This is a genomic window from Promicromonospora sp. CA-289599 (assembly GCF_050936155.1).
Classification (GTDB): domain Bacteria; phylum Actinomycetota; class Actinomycetes; order Actinomycetales; family Cellulomonadaceae; genus Promicromonospora.
On record NZ_JBNJNI010000001.1, the window covers coordinates 3,623,944 to 3,649,261 of the forward strand.

The 25,318-nt window shown below is 70.6% G+C and carries 23 protein-coding genes and 1 tRNA gene; 14 read left to right on the forward strand and 10 right to left on the reverse strand.

Features of this window, described 5'->3' with window-relative positions:
* Together ACQEVI_RS16085 and ACQEVI_RS16090 are read left to right on the forward strand one after the other, a co-directional pair.
* Positions 1 to 756 (forward strand): hypothetical protein, encoded by a 756-nt coding sequence (locus ACQEVI_RS16085; protein ID WP_432900565.1) that lies wholly within the window; start codon positions 1 to 3, stop codon positions 754 to 756.
* 203 nt (positions 757 to 959) lie between these two features.
* A complete protein-coding gene (locus ACQEVI_RS16090; protein WP_432900567.1) occupies positions 960 to 1,568 on the forward strand; it encodes a tyrosine-type recombinase/integrase in 609 nt (202 codons plus the stop codon).
* Between the two features lie 975 nt (positions 1,569 to 2,543).
* On the opposite strand, the gene ACQEVI_RS16095 is transcribed toward ACQEVI_RS16090, so the two are convergent.
* The 3 genes from ACQEVI_RS16095 to ACQEVI_RS16105 all read right to left on the reverse strand — a co-directional run bounded on the left by ACQEVI_RS16095 (position 2,544) and on the right by ACQEVI_RS16105 (position 4,905).
* Positions 2,544 to 2,622 (reverse strand) — tRNA-Tyr (locus ACQEVI_RS16095).
* A 7-nt stretch (positions 2,623 to 2,629) separates the two neighbouring features.
* Positions 2,630 to 3,658, reverse strand: a complete 1,029-nt coding sequence (locus ACQEVI_RS16100) for a hypothetical protein (protein ID WP_432900569.1) — start codon at positions 3,656 to 3,658, stop codon at positions 2,630 to 2,632.
* Positions 3,655 to 4,905 carry an MFS transporter gene (locus ACQEVI_RS16105; RefSeq protein WP_432900571.1) on the reverse strand — a complete coding sequence of 417 codons (1,251 nt, stop codon included), beginning with the start codon at positions 4,903 to 4,905 and terminating at the stop codon, positions 3,655 to 3,657. Before ACQEVI_RS16105 ends, ACQEVI_RS16100 begins: the two co-directional genes overlap by 4 nt.
* 315 nt (positions 4,906 to 5,220) lie before the next feature.
* On the opposite strand from ACQEVI_RS16105, the gene ACQEVI_RS16110 reads away from it, so the two are divergent.
* A complete protein-coding gene (locus tag ACQEVI_RS16110; protein ID WP_432900573.1) occupies positions 5,221 to 6,012 on the forward strand; it encodes a class I SAM-dependent DNA methyltransferase in 792 nt (263 codons plus the stop codon).
* 49 nt (positions 6,013 to 6,061) lie between these two features.
* Entirely contained in the window at positions 6,062 to 8,797 is a 2,736-nt protein-coding gene (locus tag ACQEVI_RS16115; protein WP_432900575.1) for a UvrD-helicase domain-containing protein, read from the forward strand.
* Positions 8,798 to 8,838: 41 nt separating this feature from the next.
* Here ACQEVI_RS16115 and ACQEVI_RS16120 read toward each other — a convergent pair whose 3' ends face one another.
* Positions 8,839 to 9,729, reverse strand: coding sequence for an NmrA/HSCARG family protein (locus ACQEVI_RS16120; RefSeq protein WP_432900577.1), 891 nt, complete (start codon positions 9,727 to 9,729; stop codon positions 8,839 to 8,841).
* A gap of 87 nt (positions 9,730 to 9,816) precedes the next feature.
* Here ACQEVI_RS16120 and ACQEVI_RS16125 point away from each other — a divergent pair, with 87 nt between their 5' ends.
* Together ACQEVI_RS16125 and ACQEVI_RS16130 are read left to right on the forward strand one after the other, a co-directional pair.
* Positions 9,817 to 10,356 carry a TetR/AcrR family transcriptional regulator gene (locus tag ACQEVI_RS16125; protein WP_432900579.1) on the forward strand — a complete coding sequence of 180 codons (540 nt, stop codon included), beginning with the start codon at positions 9,817 to 9,819 and terminating at the stop codon, positions 10,354 to 10,356.
* Between the two features lie 90 nt (positions 10,357 to 10,446).
* Positions 10,447 to 11,769, forward strand: coding sequence for a hypothetical protein (locus ACQEVI_RS16130; protein WP_432900580.1), 1,323 nt, complete (start codon positions 10,447 to 10,449; stop codon positions 11,767 to 11,769).
* On the opposite strand, the gene ACQEVI_RS16135 is transcribed toward ACQEVI_RS16130, so the two are convergent.
* The 4 genes from ACQEVI_RS16135 to ACQEVI_RS16150 all read right to left on the reverse strand — a co-directional run bounded on the left by ACQEVI_RS16135 (position 11,711) and on the right by ACQEVI_RS16150 (position 14,388).
* Positions 11,711 to 12,433, reverse strand: a complete 723-nt coding sequence (locus ACQEVI_RS16135) for a hypothetical protein (RefSeq protein WP_432900582.1) — start codon at positions 12,431 to 12,433, stop codon at positions 11,711 to 11,713. The genes ACQEVI_RS16130 and ACQEVI_RS16135 overlap by 59 nt on opposite strands.
* Entirely contained in the window at positions 12,430 to 13,053 is a 624-nt protein-coding gene (locus tag ACQEVI_RS16140) for a hypothetical protein (protein ID WP_432900584.1), read from the reverse strand. The genes ACQEVI_RS16135 and ACQEVI_RS16140 overlap by 4 nt, the downstream gene beginning before the upstream one ends.
* The gene (locus ACQEVI_RS16145; RefSeq protein WP_432900586.1) at positions 13,050 to 13,811 is read right to left on the reverse strand and encodes a hypothetical protein; all 762 of its coding nucleotides are present in this window, start codon (positions 13,809 to 13,811) and stop codon (positions 13,050 to 13,052) included. Before ACQEVI_RS16145 ends, ACQEVI_RS16140 begins: the two co-directional genes overlap by 4 nt.
* Positions 13,812 to 13,959: 148 nt before the next feature.
* On the reverse strand, positions 13,960 to 14,388 hold the full coding sequence (locus ACQEVI_RS16150; protein ID WP_432900588.1) for a hypothetical protein: 429 nt from the start codon (positions 14,386 to 14,388) through the stop codon (positions 13,960 to 13,962).
* Between the two features lie 319 nt (positions 14,389 to 14,707).
* Here ACQEVI_RS16150 and ACQEVI_RS16155 point away from each other — a divergent pair, with 319 nt between their 5' ends.
* Positions 14,708 to 16,591 carry an alpha/beta hydrolase gene (locus ACQEVI_RS16155; RefSeq protein ID WP_432900589.1) on the forward strand — a complete coding sequence of 628 codons (1,884 nt, stop codon included), beginning with the start codon at positions 14,708 to 14,710 and terminating at the stop codon, positions 16,589 to 16,591.
* Positions 16,592 to 16,616: 25 nt separating this feature from the next.
* Entirely contained in the window at positions 16,617 to 17,171 is a 555-nt protein-coding gene (locus tag ACQEVI_RS16160) for a hypothetical protein (protein ID WP_432900591.1), read from the forward strand.
* A 38-nt stretch (positions 17,172 to 17,209) separates the two neighbouring features.
* Here the strand turns inward: ACQEVI_RS16160 and ACQEVI_RS16165 are convergent, their stop codons facing one another.
* Both ACQEVI_RS16165 and ACQEVI_RS16170 read right to left on the reverse strand, forming a co-directional pair.
* Positions 17,210 to 17,752, reverse strand: a complete 543-nt coding sequence (locus ACQEVI_RS16165; RefSeq protein ID WP_432900593.1) for a Clp protease N-terminal domain-containing protein — start codon at positions 17,750 to 17,752, stop codon at positions 17,210 to 17,212.
* The gene (locus ACQEVI_RS16170; protein ID WP_116673717.1) at positions 17,752 to 17,961 is read right to left on the reverse strand and encodes a helix-turn-helix domain-containing protein; all 210 of its coding nucleotides are present in this window, start codon (positions 17,959 to 17,961) and stop codon (positions 17,752 to 17,754) included. The genes ACQEVI_RS16165 and ACQEVI_RS16170 overlap by 1 nt, the downstream gene beginning before the upstream one ends.
* Positions 17,962 to 18,173: 212 nt before the next feature.
* On the opposite strand from ACQEVI_RS16170, the gene ACQEVI_RS16175 reads away from it, so the two are divergent.
* From ACQEVI_RS16175 to ACQEVI_RS16200, 6 genes are all read left to right on the forward strand, one after another.
* Positions 18,174 to 19,154 (forward strand): extracellular catalytic domain type 1 short-chain-length polyhydroxyalkanoate depolymerase, encoded by a 981-nt coding sequence (locus ACQEVI_RS16175; protein WP_432900595.1) that lies wholly within the window; start codon positions 18,174 to 18,176, stop codon positions 19,152 to 19,154.
* Positions 19,155 to 19,354: 200 nt separating this feature from the next.
* Complete coding sequence (gene sucC / locus ACQEVI_RS16180; RefSeq protein ID WP_432900596.1) at positions 19,355 to 20,527, forward strand: ADP-forming succinate--CoA ligase subunit beta; 1,173 nt, start codon at positions 19,355 to 19,357, stop codon at positions 20,525 to 20,527.
* Between the two features lie 39 nt (positions 20,528 to 20,566).
* On the forward strand, positions 20,567 to 21,463 hold the full coding sequence (gene sucD, locus ACQEVI_RS16185; protein WP_377135255.1) for a succinate--CoA ligase subunit alpha: 897 nt from the start codon (positions 20,567 to 20,569) through the stop codon (positions 21,461 to 21,463).
* A 201-nt stretch (positions 21,464 to 21,664) separates the two neighbouring features.
* Positions 21,665 to 23,248, forward strand: a complete 1,584-nt coding sequence (locus ACQEVI_RS16190; RefSeq protein WP_432900598.1) for a cell division protein PerM — start codon at positions 21,665 to 21,667, stop codon at positions 23,246 to 23,248.
* 10 nt (positions 23,249 to 23,258) lie between these two features.
* Positions 23,259 to 23,903, forward strand: coding sequence for a phosphoribosylglycinamide formyltransferase (purN, locus tag ACQEVI_RS16195; protein ID WP_432900600.1), 645 nt, complete (start codon positions 23,259 to 23,261; stop codon positions 23,901 to 23,903).
* Between the two features lie 94 nt (positions 23,904 to 23,997).
* Positions 23,998 to 25,305 carry an MFS transporter gene (locus ACQEVI_RS16200; protein WP_432900602.1) on the forward strand — a complete coding sequence of 436 codons (1,308 nt, stop codon included), beginning with the start codon at positions 23,998 to 24,000 and terminating at the stop codon, positions 25,303 to 25,305.
* Positions 25,306 to 25,318: the final 13 nt, after the last annotated feature.

Below are 25,318 nucleotides of genomic sequence, written 5' to 3' on the forward strand. Positions count from 1 at the left end.
ATGAGCCGCACGCGAACGCTCGCCGCGACCAGCAGGGGTCGCCTCGCCGCACCCCTGCTGGCCGCACCCCTGCTGGTCGCCGCCCTGGTGCTGTCCTCGTCCACCGCTCAGGATCCGGGACCGGACGCCGGACCCGCCTCGGCGTCGGGCAGCGGCACCGTCACCCCCACCGGGGACGCCACGCCGGGCCCCACGCCTGACGGTGCGGACGGCGCCACCGCCGGCACGGAGGGGAAGCCGAAGGCCTCCGGCACGGACAGGGAGTCGAGGGCCGACGGCGAGGACAAGACGCCGGACGGCCGCAGCGGCGGGCAGAGCGGAGCCGAGGGCAGCGAGATCGCCCCGCCTGCGCCCGGCCGGTCGAGCGGCGACGACCTGGGTGACTCGGTGGCCCCCGCGGCAGGCCGGCTGACCCGCGACCAGCGGACCGGTACAGCGGAGGGACTCGTGGCAGGCTTCCCCGACGACGTCGTCCTGGTACCCACGGGCACTGCTGTGGCGTCCAGCTCCGTGACCGGGACGGACGGCCGCTACCAGGTGACGCTCGACGCGAAGGTGAAGGGCGCCTGCGACGCCGTCGTGCTCGACTACCGCAGCTGGTTCACGTCCGGCGGCTTCACCGAGACGGACGCGACCGCGAGCCCCGGCCGCACCACGGTCGATCTCGCCCGCGCCGACGGAACGGTCCAGCTGGGCACCTCGGGTACCCGCTCCGGGTGCGACGTCACGGTCTTCGCGGCTCTGTCCGCCAAGTAGGCCCGGCGCGCCAAGCAAGGCAGATGCGTCCGGCCCGCCAGCCATCGACTGTGCAGGCGGAGGGACCGTCCGCCTCACCTCCCTAACTCCTGCCCACGTGCGGAAGATCATGAACACGACGGCGAGCCTCAACCGGAAGCGACGGGACGGGCCGGTCGAACCGCTGTCTGCCCGGACTGGTCAGCTCACGCGCGCTGTTCTCCGTGCCATGCTGGCGGAGGCTCAACGAGACGAGCTGGTCCACCGCAACGTGGCCGCTCTGGTCAAGGGCCGACGGTCACCCGCGCCGAGGTCGAGCCTTGGACCTCGCAGGAGGTGGACGCGTTTCTCAAGGTCGAGGCCGGCCACCGGCTGGGTGCGCTGTTCTCGGTCGGTGTCGCGCTCGGCATGCGCAAGGGCGAACTGCTCGCCCTGCACTGGAACGGCGTCGACATGGAAAGCCGGACGCTCCGCGTGAGCAGGACGCGGAACGCGAGACGGCAGGCAGCGCCTGGCAGGACAACGGACTGGTGTTCGCGTCCAAGTCCGGGAGCCTCCTCGACCCGAAGCACGTGAACCGCATCCTCGATTCGCTGGCCGAGATGGCTGGCGCGCGCAGGATCAGGTTTCACGACCTGCGGCACACCTGTGCGCCGCTGCTGCTCGGTCAAGGGGTCGCACCTCGAACCGTGATGGAGGTGCTCGGCCACAGCCAGATGAGCATCACGACGGACCTATATGGGCACGTCATGCTCACGACGCTCCGTGACGCCGCTGACGCCATGGACGCCGCGCTCAGCGCCCCAGCCTCCGGCAACGAGGCCACCCGGTAAAGAGGTCGTCAGGGCGATGCAAATCAGTTTCTTGTAGATTATTTTCACGCCAGCCATAGAGGAGGAAAATAAAATACTTGGAGGCTGGTGGAATGTGCGGCCTAGCGGCCTCTCGGCCCCGCTCGTGGAAGTTTTCTCCAAGGCCCTCATCTGCGAAGACCCGGCCGGAACAGCGCCGTCCTGGCGAGCTTCTGCTCGACTTGCTGCACCTTAACAGGGTCGCCACTGGGAAACAGACTTTCACCGGCTAGGTCCCGAGAGGAGTGCCGTCGCGCCTCCACGAACAGGCGAAGGGTATGTGCGAGATCGCCTGGTCGCTACGTGTGGTGCCATAGATACACCCAGCACGAAAGTGCCCGCCGCCTGCGGCAACAGGCGGCGGGCTTCGCCCTTCACCGGCTGGGCAACCTGCAGGGTCTACCAGAAGGAAGGAGGGCAGATTTGAGTCTAGATCGTGGAAGGTGGCTCGTCATAGCGGGCCCTACCGCCGCGTTCGCAGTGGTTTGGTGGCTCGACACCCCGACCACCGCTGTAGCTGCGGCACTCGCGGCCGTCGCGGTCATCCGCGAAGCTCAGAGGCCGAGGAACCCACCGCCTCCCCAGTAGGCGGACCAGGGTCGTGGCGATCCGGTTGGGCCAGAGCGTTGGGCCAGCCCCAGCGATCACGCGCAATCAGGTGACAACGAACTAGGGCGTGACCAGCGTTTTCGCTGGTCACGCCCTAGTTTTTGTCAAGTGGTTGATGATCGTGGTCGCGCATGCCGAGCCGCACGAAGCACGTCGCTCAGGGTCCGGATCGATGCGTGCCCTGCGGCTCGGCCCAGGCGTAGACCACGATCTTGCGATTCGACGCCGAGCCCCATCGGCCGCTCGAGAGCTGGAACGGACCGGCCGCTTGCCGGCCCTCGAAACGAACGTCCCAGATATAAACGATGACCGAGACATCTATCAACGATGTCCCGCGTCATCACAACGTGGCTGGTGAGGGATTCGAACCCTCGAAGGCTGAGCCGTCTGATCTACAGTCAAGCGGGCCGGGCCAAGTGGCCCGGCCCGCTTCGTCACCCCACGACGCTCGGGGACCAGGCCTGCGGGATCGCCACGGCGGGCTTGCCCGTGCCGTCGGCGGCCAGGGACCAGACGTCGGTGGTCCCCGGCTCTTCGGTACGGGGCAGCCCGTAGAGAAGCGTCGTGTCGTCGAGCCAGGTCATCTGGTCGTCCACGGTGCGCTGCTCGGCGTCGAGCACGGTGACCTCGAGGGTGGCCAGGTCGAGCACGGCGGGCGTCCAGTGCTGGGTCGCCGCGCCGTCCGCCGCGACGTCGTGCTTGAAGGCGAGCCGGGTCCCGTCCGGGGACAGCGAGGGGCACTCGACGCCGTCGAGCACGGTGACGAGGGTGCGCTCGGTGAGGTCGCCGCGCACGAGCCAGGTGTGGCCGAGGGACTGCGACCGGACCGTGGCGTAGAAGGAGTGGTCGTCCACGAAGGTCACGCCCCACACGTTCCGGTCGACCGGGGCCACGCGCTCGCTGTCGACCAGCAGCGTGAAGTCCTCGAGGTTGCCCGAGACCTTCGCGCCGTCGACGTCGCGCACCATGGTCTCCGTGGAGAAGCCCGCCTGGGAGTAGGAGTGGCCGGTCACGAACGCGGTGGTGGCCACGAGCCCGTCCGGTGAGAGCTGGGTCCTGCTGGGGATGCCGGGCAGGGACCAGGTGGCCGTCGTGCGCCACGCGGCGTCGAGCACCTCGGCCTCGTAGGTGGTCACGACGCCGCGGCGGGTGCGCAGGCAGACCGTCGTCGCGCCCTGGGACGACACCCGGTCGCACACGACGGGCGTGACCTCGCGCGGGCCGGACAGATCGTCCAGGGCGACGGCGGCCACCCTGCCGTAGAGGTCGCCGGGGGCCGTGCCGCGGAACAGGACGTGGGGACCGTCCAGCACGTCCTCGGTCACCTCGACCCGGGTCGGCGCGTTCTGCTCCGCCCGCGCGCGCTGGAGCTCCGCGACGGCGTACCAGGTGGTGCCGGTCAGCACCACGACGGCAAGCACGGCGAACGCGGCCCGACGACGGAGGACGGGGCTGCCGGTCATGCCGGGATCTCCTCGACCGGGTCGGGGTCCCGCTCCAGCAGGCCGCCCCTGACCAGGTATGCGCACACCGGGACCGCGACGACCAGCGCGGTGGCCACGATCCACAGCGCCTCGACGCTGCCGAACGCGTACCAGAGCACGCCGAACCCGGCGGACGCGACCATGCGCACGACGGCGGTGACGGTCTGCGCGGTGCCGATCGCGGTGGCCCGGACGGCGGTGGGCACGAGCGCGCTGGTGAGCGCGGCCAGCACGCCGTCGGTCATGGCGTAGAAGGTGCCGAGCAGCACCAGGGCCGCGATGGTGGTGGCCGCCCCCGGGAACGGGACGGCCGCGCAGACGTAGGCGCCGGCCAGGAGGGCGTGCCCCCAGACCAGGACCTGGGCCCTGCCGACGCGGTCGGCGAGGCGGCCGATCGGGGCGGCGAGCAGCATGTACGTGGCGTTCGTCCCGACGTAGAGCAGCGGGAACCAGTGCGTGGCGAACCCGTCGCGGTCCTGCAGCGCGAGATAGATGAACCCGTCGCCGACGGTGAGCAGCCCGAGGATCCCGGCGACGACCAGCAGCCGTACCGTCGCACCGCTGCGCAGGAAGCTCCAGGAGAAGGGCCGCTTGGTGAGCTCGAGGCCACCTGCCGCGTCGCACGTGCACCCCTTGCACTTGGGCAGCCCGCGGTCCTGGCGTGTGCGGTGGGTCCTGAGCCATGCCGCCTGGCGCGGCCGGAGGTCCGGGACGAGCAGGACGAGGGCACCGACGCCGAGCACCGCCGCGCCGAGCGAGACGACGAAGATCGTCGTCCAGCCGTCCGGGATCGCCCAGAGGATCGCGAACGCGAGCAACGGTCCCAGCGTGGCACCCGCGGTGTCGAGCGCCCGGTGCACGCCGAACGACCGCCCGAGGTTGCGCGGGTTCGCCGCGGCGGCGATCAGGGCGTCCCGCGGGGCGGTGCGGATGCCCTTGCCGATGCGGTCCGTCACGACGAGGCTCGCGATGGCGGGCAGGCCGGCAGCGAACAACAGCCCTACCCGGGTCAGCGCCGAGAGGCCGTAGCCCACCGCGGCCACCCACTTGGGGCGGTCGGTGCGGTCGGCGGCCCAGCCACCGGCCACCCGGACGAGCGCACCGGCGCCCTGGACGAGCCCGTCGACCACGCCGTACGCGATCACGGACATGCCGAGGGTCGCGGTGACGTACAGCGGCAGGACTGCCATGACGGCCTCGGAGGAGACGTCCGTCAGGAAGCTCACCACGCCCAGCGTGACCACCGTGGACGGGACCCGGCCGGCGCGTCGGCGTGCGTCTCTCGACCGCTTGCTCGGTCGGCCGTGGGAGGTGCCGGTCGGGGAGCCAGCCTCCGCCGGCGCGGCACTGACGAGACCAGACATGGGGCTCCAGCGATCGTGTTGCGGCTGAGTGGGGCGGGCCTGTTCAGGTTACGACCGGCGTGTCCTGCCCTGGCGGGTCGAGGAGGGGTGAACTGCTTTTCTCACCCCGTGGCCGCCCAGGGCCCGAGCCGGAAATAAGCGTGTGCGGGCGCCGTCGTCGGGCATAGCGTCGATGCCGTGAGCGAGACGGCGCGCGACGACACGACCATCGACGACCCGAGCGACGGCTGGTTCCCCGAGAGCGTGGCTGCCGGGTACGACGACCCGGAGGACGCGAACACGCCCGAGGCGATAGTCCCGGTGGTCGACGTGCTGGCAGACCTGGCTGATGGCGGCCCGGTGCTGGAGCTCGCGATCGGGACCGGCCGGATCGCCGTGCCGCTGGCCGCGCGCGGCGTCCCGGTGAGCGGCATCGAGCTGAGCAGGGCGATGGCCGCCCGCATCGGCGGCAAGCCGGGCGGCGGGAGCATCCACGTCACGATCGGTGACATGACCTCGACCCTGTTCGACGGCGCCGTGGCGCCCGGCGAGTTCTCCCTGGTCTATCTGGTCTTCAACACGATCGACAACGTCACGACCCAGGACGGGCAGGTGGACGTCTTCCGCAACGCCGCCGCGCACCTGCGGCCCGGCGGCCTGTTCCTCGTCGAGGTGGGCATCCCGGACCTACGGCGGATGCCGCCCGGCCAGGACACCGTGCCGTTCACGGTCGCGCCCGACGACGGGGGTGGCTACGTCGGCTTCGACCGGTACGACGTCGCGACGCAGCGCTACACGTCGAACCACGTGACGGTGACCCCGGACGGCGGCCGGTTCCACGTGGTCCCCTTCCGGTACGCGTGGCCCGCCGAGATGGATCTCATGGCCCGCATCGCGGGCATGCGGCTCAAGCACCGGTGGGCGGACTGGGACCTGGCCCCGTTCGAGCACGAGAGCACCAAGCAGGTCTCGGTCTGGGAGAAGGTCTGACCGCGCGGCCCGTCGGCAGTGTCGGTGAGCCCGCCTACGCTTAGGGACGATGACTTCCCTCTTCGACAGCCTCTCCCTGCCCGGCCTCGACCCCGCGTCGCCCGGCACCATGTCGCGCCTGCCGAGCACGGCGCCGCAGTGGGACGACGACGGTGCGGGCGCCGGCGACCCGGGCGAGGCCGCGCTCCCCAGCGAGCCGGACTGGCTGGCGGGCCTGCCGCACGAGTCCGAGGCGCCGCGCGCCGGGGGCGCATACTCCCACCTCGACCCGGAGGCGCTGCTCGACGGCCTCAACCCGCAGCAGCGGGCCGCCGTCGTGCACGAGGGCGGGCAGCTCCTCATCGTCGCGGGCGCGGGCTCGGGCAAGACGCGCGTGCTGACGCACCGCATCGCCTACCTGCTGGCCACCGGCAGGGCGCGGGCGGGGGAGGTCCTCGCGATCACGTTCACCAACAAGGCGGCGGCCGAGATGCGGGAGCGCGTCGCAGGCCTGGTCGGCCCGGCAGCGGGCCGTATGTGGGTCTCGACGTTCCACTCGGCCTGCGTGCGGATCCTGCGCCGCGAGGCGACGACGCTGGGCCTGCGGTCGAGCTTCAGCATCTACGACGCCGCCGACAGCCAGCGCCTCATCACGCTGGTGACACGCGAGCTCAACCTCGACGCCAAGAAATATCCGGCGCGCGGGCTGTCGAACAAGATCAGCGACCTGAAGAACGAGCTGATCGACCCGGAGACCTACGCGCGGCAGACCGGGGCGAACGCCACCGAGGAGGCGCTCGCTGCCGCGGCGGCAGCGGAGGTGGGCGCCATCCGCCGGCCGTGGGGCGGCCAGTCGGCGGAGGAGCGCAACACGACGGCGCCCAAGTTCGACCAGGTGCTGGCCGACGTCTACACGCGCTACCAGGCGCGCCTCACGCAGGCGAACGCGCTGGACTTCGACGACATCATCATGACCACGGTGAACCTGCTCCAGGCGTTCCCGAACGTCGCGGAGCACTACCGCCGCCGGTTCCGGCACGTCATGGTCGACGAGTACCAGGACACGAACCACGCGCAGTACACGCTGGTCCGCGAGCTCGCGGGGGTCGGCACCGAGGGGTCCGCCGACTCGGCCGACGGAGGGCTGGACCCGGCCGAGCTGACCGTCGTGGGCGACTCGGACCAGTCCATCTACGCCTTCCGCGGCGCCACGATCCGCAACATCCTGGAGTTCGAGAAGGACTACCCCGACGCGACCACGATCCTGCTGGAGCAGAACTACCGCTCCACGCAGAACATCCTGACCGCGGCCAACGCGGTGATCTCCCGCAATGCCGGCCGCACGCCCAAGCGACTGTGGACCGACTCGGGCGCCGGGGCCAAGATCGTGGGCTACGTGGCCGACGACGAGCACCAGGAAGCACGGTTCGTCGCCGACGAGATCGACAAGCTCGGCGACTCCGACGGCGTGCGGCCGGGCGACGTCGCGATCTTCTACCGCACCAACGCGCAGTCGCGCGCGCTCGAGGAGGTGCTGGTCCGCGTCGGCCTGCCGTACAAGGTGGTCGGCGGCACACGGTTCTACGAGCGCCGTGAGGTGAAGGACGCGGTCGCCTACCTGCGCGCACTGGCCAACGAGGACGACGACGTGAACCTGCGCCGCATCCTCAACGTGCCCAAGCGCGGGCTCGGCGACCGCGCGGAGTCGTTGGTCGCGTCGTTCGCCGACCGGGAGCGCATCTCGTTCGGCGCCGCACTGGAGCGCGCCGACGAGATCCCCGGCATGACCAACCGGTCCCTCAATCCGCTGCTCGTCTTCCGCGACATGATGCGGGAGCTGCGCGCCCTGGTCGACCAGGGCGCCCCGCCGGCGGAGGTCCTGGGCGCGGTGCTCGACCGCACCGGCTACCTCGCGGAGCTGCGCGCGAGCGAGGACCCGCAGGACGAGGGTCGCGTGGAGAACCTGGCCGAGCTGCACGCCGTGGCCGTCGACTTCGGGGAGACCGATCCCGAGGGCTCGCTCGCCGACTTCCTGGAGCGGGTCTCGCTGGTCGCCGACAGCGACCAGATCCCCGACGAGGACGTGGCGGACGGCGCGGCGGAGGAGGCACCCAAGAAGGACCAGGGCGTCATCACCCTCATGACCCTGCACACGGCCAAGGGCCTGGAGTTCCCCGTCGTGTTCCTCACGGGCATGGAGGACGGCACCTTCCCGCACATGCGCTCGCTGCACGACGACTCGGAGCTCGCGGAGGAACGCCGGCTCGCCTACGTGGGCATCACCCGGGCGCGCGAGCGCCTCTACATCACGCGGTCCTCGGTGCGGGCGGCGTTCGGCATGGCCAACGAGTTCCCGGAGAGCCGGTTCCTGCAGGAGATCCCCGAGGAGCTGTGGGACTGGCGGCGCCGGGAGTCGTCCACCGCTGCGATCCGCAACGGGCGAGGCGGCTGGAGCGGCGGGTACGGCTCGGGTGGCTACGGCTCGGGCGGGCGCGGTGCGGGTACGGGCTCCACGTGGTCCGCAGGCCGGTCCGGCGCCCCGCGCACCGGTGCGGCAGCGGCGTCGGGCAGCGGGCAGAGCAAGCCGTTCGCCCCGGAGAAGAAGGCGGGCGCGAAGGGCGGGTTCGGCGGGATCAACGTCCAGAAGGACATCCCGAGCCTGGAGATCGGAGACCGCGTCACGCACGACTCGTACGGGCTCGGCACGGTGGTCGACGTCGAGGCGAACGCAGTGGTCAAGATCGACTTCGGCAGCAACGGGACCAAGCGCATCGCGCTGAAGTACACGGCGGTCACCAAGCTCTGACGGTGCGCGCCCCCGGCGGTCGGCCGGAGGCGCGCGGACGGTCAGGCGAGCGCCCGGCGCGCCCAGGTTCGGAAGTCCGTGGTGGGCAGGCCGAGGGCCCGGGTGGTCTCGGGGCGAGCGGGTGCGCCGTTCTCGTTGATCTGCTCGACGGCGTTCACCATGGCGGGCAGCAGGCCTCGCTCGACCGCCTGCTGCGGCGTCAGCACGGGTGCGGAGATGGTCCGGCCGGTGACCTCGGTGAGGATCTCGGCGGTCTGGGTCATCGTCAGCATCTCGCTGGCCAGCTCCACGTCCATGCCGTCCAGGCGGCCGGGTTCCGTGAGCGCTGTCGCCGCGGCCTCACCGATGTCGTCGACGGCGGTCCACGGGATCAGCGTGTCGGCGGCGAAGCCGGTGATGATCGTGCCGGTGGACCAGTCGCCGAAGAGGTAGGACCAGCCGAGCAGGTTCTCCATGAAGGTTGCTGGCTTGAGCACCGTCCAGTGCTCGAAGCCGCCGGTCCGCACGGCCTCGTCGACGGTGGCCTTGCTCTCCCAGTAGTGCCGGTCCCAGCGGCCCTCGGCCCAGCCGGGCTGGGTGCGGTGGAACTCGCCTGCGCCGGAGACGCTGCTGTGCACGATCTGCGCGACCCCCGCCTTGCGGGCAGCCTCGACGACGTTGCGGCCCCGGACCACCTCTGCATCGCCCACGAGGTCGGTGACGTCGGGGTACGGGATCGAGAACACGCCGTCCGCTCCTTCGGCCGCAGCGAACAGCGACGCGGCGTCGTCCAGGTCGCCGATCACCAGCTCTGCTCCCCGTTCCTTCAGGGCCTGTGCCTTGTCGGAGAGCCTGTCGCGGACCAGGGCGCGGACGGCGACCCCGCGGTCGAGCAGGGCCCGGGCGGTGGCCCCGCCCTGGTTGCCTGTCGCTCCGATGACCAGAACCGTCATGCTGCCTCCTGAGTTAAGTGGGGTGCCACCCCGTTTGCTGGTTCGGCTAACATATGGGGGACCACCCCACTTTGGCAACGGCGGATCATGAGAGCTGACGCACAACGCAACTACTCCCGGATCGTGAGCGCGGCCTCCGCGGCGATCGCGCGCGACGGCGCCGACGCGTCGCTCGAGGCGATCGCGCGCGCGGCGGGTGTCGGCTCGGCCACGCTGCACCGGCACTTCCCGTCGCGCTGGTCGCTGCTGGAGGCGGTCTTCCGGGACCGCATCGAGGGCCTGTGCGCCCGCGCCGAGGGGCTGCGGACCGCGCCGGACGCCCTCGAGGCGCTGAGCACCTGGCTCTGCGAGGTAGCCGTCTACTCGACGACGACCCGCGGCCTCGCGGCGTCGATCCTCAACGCGCCGGCGGAGGAGAGCGACTCCTGCGGCACGACGCTGATCGCCGCGGGAGACCCGCTGCGCCGCCGGGCGGTCGACGAGGGATCCGTGCGCCCGGACGTCGCGATGGCCGACCTGATGACCCTCGTCAACGCGATCTCGCTCGCCGCGCAGGAGGCCGGCGCGGCTGAGGCGGAACGGCTGGTCACCCTGGCCCTGGAGGGAGTCCGGCCGCGAGGCGGGTGACGCCCCGGCGCGGCCGTCGGGCTCCGCGCCCGTGCGACGATCGTTGGCCGCTTGGCGCACACGTCCTGCTTTAGGACACTATGTGTCGCCATGAGGATCTTGGTCACCGCCGGCCGACTGTTCGTCGGGCACTGGCCCGCGCTGCTGACGCTCGGCCTGCTCGGCGTCGCCGTGCGGAACGGTGCCATGTGGGGTGCCGTCGAGCTGAGCCAGTGGAACTCGTTCGTGGCGCAGCTGCTGCTGATCGTGAGCCCGCTCGGCTACCTCATGCCGGTCATCGGGATGCTGTGGGTGTGCCGGCAGTCCCTGCCGCACCTGAGCCCGCGGCCCGTCCCGGCACGCGGTCGTGCGGGCCAGGTCCCCGGGATGCTCCCGACGCACAGCGCCCCGATCATGCCGTCGGAGAAGCGCGAGCGGCGCCTCATCGACATCGCCCTCTCGGTGCTCGTGCCGTTCCTGGTGGTCTACGAGGTAGAGGGCCTGATGGAGGCCGACCGGGACCGGTTCATCAACGAGGCGGCTGCCGACGAGCTGTTCAACGACCTGTTCAGTGCGCAGGGCATCGACTTCATCTCCAGGCTCGGCGTCTGGTCGGGCTGGACGCTCATCCTGATCGTGGCGTGCGCGTTCGTGCTGCGCTGGCTGCTCGGCCGGCTGGAGGGCAAGCTCCAGTTCCTCGGCATCGCCGTGCTCGGCGGATGCCTCGAGATCTACTGGACGAGCCAGATCGCCGGCCAGATCGAGACCATCGAGCTGGGCCTCTGGCACGAGGCGACCGAACGGCAGCTCGTGGCGGCCGCAGTCGGCACCGTCGGCGCCGCGCAGGAGACGGTGGGGGAGGCGGGCAACGAGGCCGCGGCGTTCGTCGTCGACGGGATCGCGACGGTCCTCGGGTCGCTCGACGTCGTCCTCGTCGCGCCTGTGGCGTGGCTCGCGATAGGTGCCGTCGTGCTCGGGCACAAGCTGATGGAACCGCCGTCCACCGAGCACCTCTGGCTCGACCGGATGACGTGGCTCCCGGGCGGCCTGCGCTCCGTGCTGGAGTCGCTCACCGAGGACCTGCGCGCGCGGTTCTCCGCCCTGGGGAACGGTCTGAAGATGATCGTGCAGGGCGGGCTCGGCCCGATGCTCGTGTTCTGCCTGGGCTACCTCGTGATCATGCGGGTGCCGTACGGCCTCGGCTGGCTCGTGCGCGCGGTGACCGGCCCCGTCGACACGAAGACGTGGATCGCCTTCAGCCCCCTGGAAGCCGGGGCCGGACTGGCGCTCTCGCTGGCGCTGGCGGCGGCACTGATCGCCGCCACCGTCGAGGCACTGGTCGAGCGCGGCCTGGTGATCCGCGAGGAGGACGCGGCTACGACAGGTCGATCGTCACGTACTCAGGCCCCCCGAAGGCCAGCCGTACCTGCGTGATCTCCGCATCGGGGTCGACGAGCACGTACGACTCGACGTCCCACTCGGGCTGGTCGCTGATATTGCTCTCGGCGCCGGGCGCCGCGCAAGGGTAGAAGTTGCCGAGCAGGTTCGTGGTCGACTCCCCGTACCGCGTGCCGTCCTCGGCGACGAGGATGATCTGGCACCCGGAGACATCGGTCTGCAGCTCGGCGGCGAAGTGCGTCCGCACCTCGTACGCGACGGACCCGTCGGGGATCGGGACGGGGTCGCCGTAGACGGGCGGGGGTAGCTGGTCCACCTGCTCGACACCCGTAAGGGTCACCGCGATCTCGCGCTGCACCGTGGTGTTCGCCCGTTCCGGGACGTCGAACCCCATGTCCAGGTACTCGTCCGCCAGGTGCGCCGGCTCGCCCGTCGCCACCCGGTCCACCTCGAGGTGCAGGCCGACGGGCCACCAGAACGCCCACACCCGGAACGACGACGCCCCCGCTGCCGTCACGATCGCCAACGGCAGCAGCACCAGCCAGACGGCGTTGCGCCGCCACCAGCCCTTACGGCGCGCGGGCACCGGGACGTCGGGCGGGATCATCCCGGGCAGTATGCCCGGACGCAGGCTCGGCGCCGTGGTCTGCGGCATGCCCCGGCCCGGGTCGCCCGCCGCCGGGGTCACCAGAGTCGTCATCCCTCAGTACCTCCTGTGGTCGCCGCGGGGTACCCCGGCGCCTCGGTCGTCACGGTCTCGGTCGCCTCCCACAGCGTGTCCGCCTCCTCGCGAGAGATACCCAGGTCGATGACGGCGACGGCGTCGCGCCGCTGACCAGCGTGCTCCTCCTTCTGGTCGCCGCGCGCGAGCCGCAAGGTCGCCCCGGCCAGGGCGGCTTTCGGGACGTCGAAGCAGTAGGTCACGCGCCACGAGTAGCCCGGCTGGGCGTTGACGACGCTCTCGCAGTCGGCCTGGTTGGTGGGCCAGAACCGGCGGCCCTCCGCGTCGGTGATCTCGGCGCCGCTGAAGATCGTCGCGCCCTGCGTCGCCCGCCAGGTCGCGTCCACCACCACGAACGTGCCGCCCGCGACAGCCGCCTCGGAGAAGCTGGTCACCGTGTCGGCGATCCGGACCTCGGTCACCGTGAGCTCCGCGTACGTGAGGTCGAGCGTCTCGCCCACCGCCCCCTCGACGACGAACGGCGTCTCCACCACGAGCATGTCCTGCGGCACGTACGTCACCAGCGTGCAGGCCGCCGCGACCGCGCCGACGACGAGCACCGTGCCCTTCCACGTGATCCGCCGCCGCCCGTGCCTCACTGCTGCGCCGCCTCGGCGTCGCCCGCTGGCTTGGCGGCGGTGAGCGGGATCTGCCCCTGGAAGATGACCTCGTTCGGGAACCAGTGCCCGTCGTCAAGGCCCTGCGGGTCGTCCTCCACCCACTCCAGCTCCACCATCTCGAGCGGCACCGTCTCCTCCGAGTACTCGCCGCTCTGCTCCCAGACCAGCGCCACCCGGTAGGCGACGTCAGGGTTGAGGAAGGTGAACTCTGTCCCGTCCTCGACGTTGAACACCTTTGCGAGGGGGAGCTTGGGTTCTTCGGGTTCTCCAGGCTTCTCGGGTTCTTCGGGAGCGGCGCTCGCGGACGGGGCGGGCGACGGTTCGGCACCCAGATCCTCGATCGGCACCTGAGGGATGATCCCCGCGTCCAGGGGAGCCGGAATCGCCTGGGCGAACGTGCTGGTGTACTCCGGCACCTCACCGGTGTTGGTGACGTCCGCGACGACCGCGAGCAGGTGGTTGCCCGGCGCCGGCACGAGATGAGCGAGCTCGTCAGCGGTGGCGGCCTTGACGATGGTCACGTCGAACGGGCCCACCTCGACCTGGGTCCCGGCCACGATCGGGTCGGCCTGCGCCTCCACCTCGTTCCACGCCCCGAACGGGGAGATGCCGACGAGCGCGGCGACCGCACCGGCCACGACGCGCTGCGTCGTCGACATGTCGTCGGCGACGGCGGTGACCAGGCGTCGGCCGATCCGGAACGCCACATCGGGACCGCCGTTACGAGCATGCTTCATGGCGCACGATCGTAGCGGCGCGTCAGGGACCATCTGGGTGAAAGTCCATCGCTGCGGCGGGCGTCCTCAACCGGCGACTGCTGTCGCCGTTCATGGAGGCGACAAGATCTCATTCGGCGGAGGGCCGAGGCGTTCGTGGATGTTTCGGTTACGAGCCGGTCGCACTGATCGCGACGACCGCCGTCTTCTCGCCGCTGACTGTGCACTCTTCCGGGAGGTGGGGATAGTTCTCGGCGGGCATCAGAGCCACTGTGCCGGCGCCGCTCCACGTTCCACCCGGCTCGACGGTCGTGTTGTCGGGGAACGTCAGTCCCTCCTCGGACACGGACGTGCCCTCGGGCCAGAGGACGGGATAGAACGTGCCGTCCATCGAGATGCCCGCACAGCCGGCGTCGTTCGTGACGAGCTCACCACCACCGACATCAGTCGCCATGTCCTCGTCGGTGGGCGTCGTCGCGATCATCGCGATGAATCCGTCGGCACGCTGTACCTCGGGATGTTGCCAGGCAGTGCACGCTGCCAGGAGAGCGACGAGCGCGATGGCGGCAAGTGAGGCGTGCTTCCGTGCTCGTGGCATGGGAGTCCCCAGTGGGTTCTGCCGCGGGGTGTCCCGGACACAACCCGAATGTAGCGCCGACGACCCGCGCCTCACGAGGATGAACTCGCTGCAGATGAGATCGGTCCATCGAAGGACCGATCTCAGGGCAACCGACCGAAGTCGACGAGTTCGGTCGGTTGCACGGCGGTCACGCCGCTTCGCTACTGCCCTCCGCGAGGTCGGTCGCTTGCATCGCGGAGCCTGACATTCGTGTACATGCCCAATTCCGATAGGTAGGCTCCAGCGGCAGCGAACGGCGTGGACATGGGGGTGTCGGGTGGCGGCGGGCGTCGTGCTGGTGACTGATGCGAGTGGGTTGATCGACCCGTCGCTGTTCCCGAAGCAGTCCAACGCCTTGGGCCTCGAGTGGGCCGAGGAGCAGGCCCGGTTCTCGCGGTCGACGGGGCAGCGGGTCGCGGAGAGCGTCCAGGGCGTCCACTCGGCATGGTCCCGGTTGCCCGAGGACTACCGGGCCCCTGAGGCCGGTGATCTGTATCGGGTGATGGACCCCGAGCTCGGTGCGGCGCTGCGGGAGCAGGAGCGCTTCTTGGACGCGGCCCGGTATCTGGACGACTACGTCGACGAGATCGGTGCGGTCAAGCAACGCCTGGCCAACCTCGAGGTGGAAGCGGCGACGTTCCGGGCACGGGTGCGGGCCGCGAACCCGGGCGGGGTGACCACCATGCAGCTGCAGGAGCTGGTGACGGTCGGCCAGAACCAGGATCTGATCACTCGGGCCCGGCAGGTGTTCGCGGTGATCGATGAAGCCGAGCAACGGTGTGCGCGGCGGATCAAGGCGCTGGACGAGCAGGTCGCGCCGGTGCCGTGGGGTCTGGGTCCGGCCCTGACGGGGCGCACAGGTCTGTTCTCCTCGACCGGTGCGTTGTCGCATATGGGTTCGTCGAGCGTGGCGCAGTTCGCGCCGACGCGGGCGATCCTGGACGGGTCGGCGTCGGAGGTGCGGGAGTGGTGGGACACCCTGACCCCTGAGCAGCGCGCGGCGTTGGTGGCGGCTATGCCGATGATGATCGGGAACCTGAACGGGGTGCCGGTCAAGTTCCGTGCCGATGCGAATCGGATCAACCTCGCGACGGAGATCAACCGGCTGGAAGCGGAGAAGGCGCGGATCGAGACCGAGCTGCGGATCGCGGCGATGGCGAGCCGGTTCAGCAGCGCGCGTGGGCAGTACGTGCCGGACCTGAGACTGGCGATGGAGGTTGACCGGCTGCAGGCCGCGATCGACTCGTACGAGCAGTACCGGGGTCTGGACACGGCACAGGAGCAGTACGACAGGAATGGGCTGCCAGTCGATCCCTCGCGCACGACCGTGGAGCTCGTGGCGTTCGACCCGACCAGCTCAAGCATCGCGACCTATCACGGCCCGTACGACGAGAACGGCGATGTACCCGACTGGGTGGACAACGTCGCCGTCCATGTCCCGGGTACTACGACCCGGATGGACGACTTCAACGAGATCGACGCCGACGTATATAACCTGTATGACGCGGCGAACCGCATCAAGAGCGCCGGATCGACGGCGGTTTTCGCGTGGGCCGGCGGCGAGTTCCCCCAGAACATCCCGGAGGCGGCGAGCGCGAGCTACTCGCGTGACCTGGGGCCCAAGCTGCGCGACTTCGTCCACGCGATCGATGTGCACCCGGACTCGACGCTGACGGCGGAGGCGCACTCCTACGGGAGCGCCGTGCTCGGCATCGCCGAGAGCGAGGGGCTGAGGGTGGACCGTGTCATGTACGTCGCTGGTGCGGGGCTGGGTAACGACAACACCTCGGTGCAGGACTTCCCGTACACCAAGGACGTTCCGCACTACACACAGATGGCCCGACGTGACGGTGTCGTCGGCCTGATCCAGGGTGCGGACGCGGGCGAGCTCGGCCACGGCGCCTCCGCGTTGCGCGATCCTGAGGTGACGCGGCTGGAGACCGGGTACCTCAACGCCGCGAACCCGAGCGAGGGCGACATCGAGTCCACCGGTGTCTTCGAGAGTCACTCGAGCGTCTATACCAAGGGGTCGACCGCGTTCAACAACATCGTCGGTGTCATCACCGGCACACGCGTCGAGCTGTACGCAAAGGACGAGGTCCTCGTGGCAGGCGGAAAGTTGTACAACATCGACGGTATCGACGCCGAGGGTTATGAGGCGAGGTATCTCGATGTCGAGTGATCACACAGGGAAACGGAGCCGGCCGATGTCATCGCCCACAGAAACTTCGGACGTGTACGGGACACGCGCGAGCAGGAGACGGTCGCGCATCGTCCTGGCGGGTTTGATCGCGCTGACCATGACCCTGACCACGGCATGCACCTCAAGGAGCGACGTGACAGTTGCACAACTGCAAGAGCGCTCCGAACAGATCGGGCAGTCGCTGACCGCGACGATCGACGGCGTCGACCGCTACCAGGACGACCACGCTGGTGGCGGACTGCGCTGGGAGAACGCCGAGGTCAACGACGAGGACCCGAACGGCAGGCGGTACTGGCAGTGGGACGCCACGATCGTCTTCGCGGCCGATGCGCAGCTGACTCCGGAACAGGCCGCGGATCGCATGATCAAGGTCCTGGAAGCGGACGGGTGGACCGCTGGTGAGCCGGCGCTAGATACCGGTAGTGACCGCCTCGGGTTTCACAAGTCTGACGACCTGGGTGAGGGCTGGTCCGTCGAGATCACGTACTGGAAGGACCCGCCGCCGGATCCTCAGAATCTCTTCGTGACGGTCGTCAGTCCCTCCACCAACCGCCCGTAGCGACGAACTCGCTGCAGATGAGATCGGTTGCACGGCGGTCACGCCGCCTCGCTCTTGCCCTCGGCGAGGTGGCGGACCCGCTCGACGTCCGCGCCGACGTCGGACAGGATGCTCCGGGCCGGGGACTCCGCACGTGTCAGACCGAGCAGGAGGTGCCCGCCGTGGATCTCCTTGGAGCCCAGGCGGACCGCCTCGCGGAGCGCGAGCTCCAGCGACTTCTTCGCGTCCGCGGTGAATGGGATGTGCTTGCGGCGCCCGCGCAGGATGCGGCCGGCGCGGGTCAGTGCGCCCTCGCCGAAGGTCTCCTCGGTGCGCCGCGTGACCTCGTCGAGGTCGATGCCGACGGCGGCCAGCGCGGCCGGGTCGAGCGCGTCGCCCGCCTCGATGTTCGTGCGCGCGCGTGCGACCAGCTCTGTCATGTCGATACGGCCGCCGGTCAGAGCGGTGCGGGCGGGTCCGTCGCACTCGGCGAGGGCGACGAGCAGGTGTCGGCTGTCGATCTGGTCGCTGTGCGCGGCACGGGCGACCAGCTGGGCGTCGACGACGGCGGAGCGGGCGTCCTTCGTGAACCTCTCGAACATCAGATCCTCCTGTTGTGCTTCTTGTGGACTGCCTGGCGGGAGACGCCGAGCGCGCCGGCGATGTCCTGCCACGACCAGCCGAGCCGCCGCGCGCGCTCCACCTGGAGCGCCTCGAGGCGGTCGGCCAGCTCGCGCAGGGCCCGGACGGCGCGCAGTCCGTCGGCGGGGTCGTCCCCGGCGGCGGACGCGACAAGTGCTTGCTGGCTCATGTGTCAACTATGGTTGACAGGCTTTCGAGTGTCAACCCAGGTTGACGATTCGCCGGGTAGCCTCGACGCGCCGATGCCAGGGGGTGTCGGGCGCCCGCCCGCCGGGCGCGCCACGACAAGGGAGTCGTCATGCACAGCACTCGCATCCTGGGCCGCGGGATCGCCGCGCTCACCGCGCTCGGCGCGATCGTGGCCGGTCCGCCTACGCGGCGATGACCAGCGGCACCGACCAGGTCGGAGGCTCCGAGATCACCAGCACGTCCACGTCCGACGGTGCCACGACCGGGCGACCCGCCAGGGCCTGCGCGGTGCCCGTGGGTACGAGCCAGGTCGACGTCGAGCTGGACGGCGTCGCCCATCCCGTCCGGGTGCACGTGCCCGAGAGTGCCGGCGCGGCGGGCGGCCGGGCCGGCGCGCCGCCGATGGTGCTCAACCTGCACCCCAGCAACGGCAACGCGGAGTCGATCTCCGCGTACAACGACCTCGACCTGACCGCCGACGCGGAAGGGTTCGTCACGGTGGCCCCCAACGGTGCCATCCCGGTCGCCGACCCGAACCCGGACGAGGTCTGGTTCTGGAACGTGCCGGGCGTGCCGACGACGGCCGGGGCCTACCCGCCGCCGGGCACGCGCGACGACGTCGAGTTCCTCACCGCCGTGATCGACGAGCTCGTGGGACTCGGCTGTGCCGACCCGCGCCGGGTCTACGCGACCGGACACTCCGGCGGCGCCCGGATGGCGTCGGCGTACGCGTGCGCCCGCCCGGACAGGGTCGCGGCCATCGCGCCGGTCGCCGGGCTGCGCGCGGGCCGGCCCTCGCCCGACGACCCGGCCGCCGTCGAGCTCCAGTCGTGCGCCCCCGCGCGCAGCGTGCCGGTCATCACCTTCCACGGCGACGCGGACACCGTGAACCCCTACCAGGGCAACAGCGACAAGCGCTGGGGATACACGACCCAGCTCGCCGTGCAGTCGTGGGCGCGGATGAACGGTTGCACGACCGGACCGAGGGTCGAAGCGGTCACGGAGCACGTCACCAGGGAGACGTACACCACATGCCGCGGGCGGGCCGATGTCGTGTTCTACAAGGTCGCCGGCGGCACGCACAGCTGGCCCGGGGGCAACGACAGCAGCGCCACACAGGAAGTGTCTGCAACCGAGCTCATCTGGGAGTTCTTCACCCACTACCGCAGGTAGCCGGACCGCGCTCGTCGCGCGTGCTGCCGAGCCGCGGATCCACCTCCTGCCGGCCCCGGAATAACGCCGCTTCGTTCGGAAGCACGGGCGATCCAGGGCTACGCTGTACCGGGATGTCTTGACGTCGAGACATCGCTTCAGCCGGGCTCCGGGCGACAACGACGTCCGAGGGCCGCATCCCGATGGAAGGACGCAGCAGGGTGGACCTGTTCGAATACCAGGCGCGCGACATCTTCGAGAAGCACGGCGTGCCCGTGCTTGGTGGGGTTGTCGCGACGACCCCCGAAGAGGCTCGCGAAGGCGCCGAGAAGCTGGGCGGCGGAACTGTCGTCGTGAAGGCCCAGGTCAAGACCGGTGGTCGTGGCAAGGCGGGCGGCGTCAAGCTGGCCCACTCGCCCGAGGAGACCGCCGAGAAGGCCGCCGAGATCCTCGGCATGGACATCAAGGGTCACACCGTGCACCGCGTGATGGTGGCGCAGGGCGCCAAGATCGCCGAGGAGTTCTACTTCTCCGTGCTCCTGGACCGGTCGAACCGCAACTACCTCGCCATGTGCTCCGTCGAGGGCGGTATGGAGATCGAGCAGCTGGCTGCCGAGCGCCCCGAGGCGCTGGCCCGCATCGCCGTCGACCCGGCCGTCGGCATCGACGAGGCCAAGGCCGCGGAGATCGTGGACGCCGCCGGCTTCGCCGACGACATCAAGGGCAAGGTCGCCGAGGTCATCCGCGGCCTCTGGACCGTGTTCAAGGCCGAGGACGCCACGCTGGTCGAGGTGAACCCCCTGGTCAAGACCGAGGACGGCGAGATCGTCGCCCTCGACGGCAAGGTGACGCTCGACGAGAACGCCGGCTTCCGCCACGCGGACCACGCGGCGCTCGAGGACTCGGCTGCCGCCGACCCCCTCGAGGCGAAGGCCAAGGAGAACGACCTCAACTACGTCAAGCTCGACGGCGAGGTCGGCATCATCGGCAACGGCGCCGGCCTGGTCATGTCGACGCTCGACGTGGTCGCGTACGCCGGTGAGAAGCACGGCGGCGTGAAGCCCGCCAACTTCCTCGACATCGGCGGCGGCGCGAACGCCCAGGTCATGGCGAACGGTCTCGACGTCATCCTCGGGGACTCGCAGGTCAAGGCGGTGTTCGTGAACGTCTTCGGCGGCATCACCGCCTGTGACGAGGTGGCGAACGGCATCGTCGGCGCGCTCGACCTGCTGGGCGACGCCGCGACCAAGCCGCTGGTCGTCCGCCTCGACGGCAACAACGTCGAGCTGGGCCGCCAGATCCTCGCCGAGCGCAACCACCCGCTCGTGACCCTTGCCGACACCATGGACGGCGGCGCCGACCTCGCCGCAGCCAAGGCCGCGGCCGCCGCCTGATCGCCCGCTGAAGACTTCGAAAGCAGAGATTAGAAGACAATGTCGATCTACCTGAACAAGGACTCGAAGATCATCGTCCAGGGCATCACGGGCGGCATGGGTGCCAAGCACACCGCCCTCATGCTCGACTCCGGCGCGACGATCGTCGGCGGCGTGAACGCTCGCAAGGCCGGCACGACGGTGCAGCACAAGGACCACGACGGCAACGACGTCACGCTGCCCGTCTTCGGCACCGTCAAGGAGGCCATGGCCGAGACCGGCGCGGACGTCTCCGTCGTCTTCGTGCCGCCGGCCTTCACCAAGGACGCGGCCATCGAGGCCATCGACGCGGGCATCGGCCTGCTCGTGGTCATCACCGAGGGCGTGCCCGTGCAGGACACCGCCGAGGTGTGGGCCTACCTTCAGGGCAAGGAGACCCGGATGATCGGGCCGAACTGCCCCGGCATCATCACCCCTGGCGAGTCGCTGGCCGGCATCACGCCGCACACCATCACGGGCAAGGGCCCGATCGGTCTCGTGTCGAAGTCGGGCACGCTGACCTACCAGATGATGTACGAGCTGAAGGACCTCGGCTTCTCGACCGCCATCGGTATCGGCGGCGACCCGATCGTCGGCACCACGCACATCGACGCGCTCGAGGCCTTCGAGAACGACCCGGAGACCAAGGCGATCGTGATGATCGGCGAGATCGGCGGCGACGCCGAGGAGCGGGCCGCCGAGTACATCAAGGCGCACGTCACCAAGCCGGTCGTCGGCTACGTCGCGGGCTTCACCGCCCCCGAGGGCAAGACGATGGGCCACGCCGGCGCGATCGTGTCCGGCTCGGCCGGGACCGCCGCGGCGAAGAAGGAGGCCCTCGAGGCCGTCGGCGTCAAGGTCGGCAAGACGCCTACCGAGACCGCTGACCTCATGCGCGAGGTCCTGCAGTCCCTCTGACCCTTCGGGCCCCTCGGTGGTCGAGCGACGAAGTACCGCTCGACCACCGAGGGGCCCGATCGGTTTACGGGCAAAGCGGGCGTTCTTACACCATAACCCCTTGTAAACTCCATGCATTGCAGTGATTTTCCCCGAAGTTCACCCGGGCCACGCCGGGCCGCGTCCGCCGTGTGACGGCCCCACCCGGGTGAAGATTGGGTGGTGAGCGCACCACCCCGCCCCGGCTCGGCCACCCGCACCCCCGGTGCCCGGACGAGCCGACCGGCCAGCAGGCCGACCGCCCGGCGCAGCCGGCTGGTCGAGGAGCCGACCCCGGCCGAACACGAACCGCCGACGGTCTCCCACATCGTCGCCGGTGTCCTCGCGGCCGGTCAGGCGCTCGTGCTGTCGCTCGCCGTGGTGGTCCTCCCGGCGGTCGTCGCCTACCTCGTCGGCACCGCCGCGATGTCCACGGCCGCCGGCACCCCCGGGGACGGTGCGGAGGTGCGCTCGGCCGTCGACGTCGCGATGGGCATCTGGCTGCTGGGCCACGGCGTCCCGCTCACTGCCGACACCGTCACCGTCTCCCTCGCCCCGCTCGGCGTCGCGTGCCTTGCCCTGTTCGTCACCTACGTCTCGGCCAAGCGCTTCGCCACCACCTCGGTGCCCGCGTGGGCCGCCGGTACCGTCACCTACGCCCTGTGCACGACGGCGGTGGCCGCCATCGCAGGGAGCGCCCCCGGCTGGACGCTCGCGACGGCGCCCCTGGCCGGCCTGTTCATGGGCGGGCTCGGCATGGCGCTCGGCATCCTGGCGCGCCCGGACGCTCCGGCAGCCACCGAGCTCGGTGAGCGAGCGGAGGTGCTGGCCCGCCGGGCCACCGGTGTCGACCTGGTGCCCGCGACGCTGCGCCTCGGCCTGCGGGGCGGAACGTTGGCCGTCGCGCTGCTCCTCGGTGGCGGGGCGCTCCTGGTGGCGGCGTGGGCTCTGGCCGGGCGCGCCACGTCGTCGGACATCATCACCGCCCTCGAACCGGGCTGGACCGGCGGGATCGTGTTCGCCGTCGCGCAGCTGGCGCTGCTGCCCAACCTGGTGCTGTGGGCGATCGCCTGGCTAGCGGGCCCGGGTTTTGCCATCGGTGAGGGGACGAGCTTCACGCCGTTCGGGACGATCTCCGGCCCGCTGCCCGCCATCCCGCTCCTCGGGGCGCTGCCGGGGGAGGACTGGGCCAACCCGATCAGCGCCTGGGCTCCCGTGCTCGTGGTCGCGTGCGGGGTGGTGGCGGGCCTGTTCGTGTGGCGCCGGCTGGAGCCGTCGCTGGTTCGCTGGTCCGACGTCGGCTGGGTGCTGGGCGGCATGGTCCTCACCCCGGCCGTCGTCATGCTACTCGGGCAGTGGATGGCGGCGGGTGCGGGTGGGCCGGGCCGGCTGGCCGACGTCGGCGCGAACGCGCTGCTGACCGCCGGCCTGGTGGCCGCTGAGGTCGGCGGGGGAGCGGCCGCGGTGCTGCTCGGCGCCAAGCTGGACGCCGTCGGCCTGCCCGCGCGCCTGCGGGACCGGGTCGAGGAGGCGGGGAGGGAGCCCGAGAGCTCAGTGGTCGACCTGCTGCATGACGAAGGTGCCGACGATGTCCCCGAACGGTCCGACGGATCCGGCGAGCCCGACCGACCCGAGCACGACGGGCCCGAGCCCGACGGAGCCGACGAGTCGGCAGTGCCTGACCGATCCGAGCAGTCCGACCGGCCAGACGAGGGCGCGGGCGGCGCATCGACCGACGGTTGGGCCCGCGGACCGCTGTCCACGTAGGCTGGTCGGCGTGCAGACGCCCTCCGGTCACCCCGTCGAGTCCAGTTCCGCCAAGCGCCTGGTGGTGCTCGCCTCGGGTGGTGGATCCAACCTCGCCGCGCTCCTGGCCGCGCACGACGACGCCGCCTACGGCGCGCGCGTGGTCGGCCTCGTGACGGACCGTCCGGACGCCGGCGCCCTCGATCTCGCGCGCGACGCGGGGGTGGCTTCCGCGGTCGTCGCGATGAAGGACTTCGAGGACCGCGCGGCCTGGAACGACGGCGTGCTCGAGGCTGTCTCGGTGTTTCAGCCGGACTACCTGGTCCTGGCCGGGTTCATGCGCATCCTCGCGCCGAGTGTCGTGCGGAAGTTCGAGGGACGCATGATGAACACGCACCCTGCCCTCCTACCGAGCTTCCCCGGCGCGCACCCCGTCCGTGACACGCTCGCTCACGGCGTCAAGGTCACCGGCAGCACGGTGCACCTGGTGGACGACGGCGTGGACACCGGCCCGATCATCGCGCAGACGGTGGTGCCGGTCCTCGACGACGACGACGAGCCGACCCTGACCGAACGGATCAAGGTCGCCGAGCGGGCGCTGCTCGTCGAGACCGTAGGCCGGATCGCCCGCGAGGGCCTGTACGTCGCAGGTCGGAAGGCCTCGATCGGCCGCTGAGCCGGTTCTCGCCCCCTCCCGGTCCGGCAGGATCGACCAGCCGAGACGCGGACATTTCACCCGCTCGACACACCTGACCACTACGTTGTGCGGCGTGATCGCAGAGACCCGGACGGCCGGGGCCGAACCCGCGCAAGAGGTTCCGCTCCGGCGCAACCGTGCCTACCTGCTCCTGACCACCGGACGGTTCGCCCAGGCGATCGGGGCGGGCGTCGGCACGTTCGCGGTGCCGCTGCTGGCGTTCGAGCTCACCGGTTCGGTGGCGCAGGCCGGCTTGATCAGCGGGATCGGCCAGGTCGGCGCGCTGGTGGCGACCCTGCCGGCGGGCGTCGTCGCGGACCGGATGGACCGCCGTCGGCTGCTGGTGCTCGCCGCCACCGCGGGAACGGCCCTCTGGGTGACGGTGCTGGTGGCCGGCCTCGCCGGCGCCCTGAGCGGCTGGCACCTCGCGGCGGTGCTGTTCGGCTCCTCGATGGTGAGCGCGTTCGTCAACCCCGCGTCGGGGGGTGCGCTGCGCGCTGTCGTGCCGCCTGCCCAGATGGCGAACGCCATGGCCGTGAACCAGGGGCGGATGGCGGCGGTCGGGCTGTTCGCGGGGCCGATCGGGGGACTGCTCTACGGCATGGCCCACGTGCTCCCGTTCGTGGCCTCCGTCGTCGGGCACGCGATCGAGGCGGTAGCGGTCTCGCTGGTGCGTCAGCCGCTCAACCGCGAGCGGACCGAGCTGAGCCATCCGCTGGCCGACCTGCGCGAGGGGCTGCGCTTCGTGGCCGCCGTGCCGCTCTTTCGTGCGGTGCTGGTGCTGATCACGCTGCTGAACCTGACGGCGATCGCGCTGATCGTGGTCGTCAACCTGGAGCTCGTCCGGACCGGCACCGATCCCCGGCTCATCGGGCTGGTGGACGCGTGTGCTGGCATCAGCATGCTCGTGGGAGCCGTCGTCGCCGGACCGATCGTGCAGCGCACCAGGGTGGGCCGGTTCGGGCTCCTGACCATCGGCCTGCTCGCCGTCGCACTGGCCGTCATGGCGCTCGTGCCGACGTACTGGGTCTTCGTCTCGATGCTGGCGTTCGGGGTGTTCCTCTACCCGGCACTCAACGCGGGCTTCACGGGCTACCTCACGGTGATCGTCCCGGACCGGATGATGGGCCGCGCCACGTCCCTGCTCGGGCTGACCGGGCTGATCGCCGCACCGGCCGCGCCCGTCCTGGGCAGCGCGCTGCTGGAAGGTTTCGGCATCGGCACCAGCCTGTGGGTGATGGTGGTGGCGATGGCGTGCGTTCTCCTGGCGCTCAGCCTCACGCGGCCGCTCATGCGGATCGGCAAGCCGGACACCTGGGCGGCCGACGCGGTCGACCGGTACGGTGGAGTGGATACCTCTGGAGTTGTCACAAGTCGGTAAGGATTCACCCTCA

Coding starts and splice junctions, on each gene's coding strand:
- ACQEVI_RS16145 (WP_432900586.1), bottom strand. CDS start 13,811: ATGAAGCATGCTCGTAACGGCGGTCCCGATGTGGCGTTCCGGATCGGC.
- ACQEVI_RS16130 (WP_432900580.1), top strand. CDS start 10,447: ATGAGGATCTTGGTCACCGCCGGCCGACTGTTCGTCGGGCACTGGCCC.
- ACQEVI_RS16150 (WP_432900588.1), bottom strand. CDS start 14,388: ATGCCACGAGCACGGAAGCACGCCTCACTTGCCGCCATCGCGCTCGTC.
- ACQEVI_RS16160 (WP_432900591.1), top strand. CDS start 16,617: ATGTCATCGCCCACAGAAACTTCGGACGTGTACGGGACACGCGCGAGC.
- ACQEVI_RS16125 (WP_432900579.1), top strand. CDS start 9,817: ATGAGAGCTGACGCACAACGCAACTACTCCCGGATCGTGAGCGCGGCC.
- ACQEVI_RS16120 (WP_432900577.1), bottom strand. CDS start 9,729: ATGACGGTTCTGGTCATCGGAGCGACAGGCAACCAGGGCGGGGCCACC.
- ACQEVI_RS16135 (WP_432900582.1), bottom strand. CDS start 12,433: ATGACGACTCTGGTGACCCCGGCGGCGGGCGACCCGGGCCGGGGCATG.
- ACQEVI_RS16085 (WP_432900565.1), top strand. CDS start 1: ATGAGCCGCACGCGAACGCTCGCCGCGACCAGCAGGGGTCGCCTCGCC.
- ACQEVI_RS16100 (WP_432900569.1), bottom strand. CDS start 3,658: ATGACCGGCAGCCCCGTCCTCCGTCGTCGGGCCGCGTTCGCCGTGCTT.
- ACQEVI_RS16115 (WP_432900575.1), top strand. CDS start 6,062: ATGACTTCCCTCTTCGACAGCCTCTCCCTGCCCGGCCTCGACCCCGCG.
- ACQEVI_RS16170 (WP_116673717.1), bottom strand. CDS start 17,961: ATGAGCCAGCAAGCACTTGTCGCGTCCGCCGCCGGGGACGACCCCGCC.
- sucD (WP_377135255.1), top strand. CDS start 20,567: ATGTCGATCTACCTGAACAAGGACTCGAAGATCATCGTCCAGGGCATC.
- ACQEVI_RS16165 (WP_432900593.1), bottom strand. CDS start 17,752: ATGTTCGAGAGGTTCACGAAGGACGCCCGCTCCGCCGTCGTCGACGCC.
- ACQEVI_RS16175 (WP_432900595.1), top strand. CDS start 18,174: ATGACCAGCGGCACCGACCAGGTCGGAGGCTCCGAGATCACCAGCACG.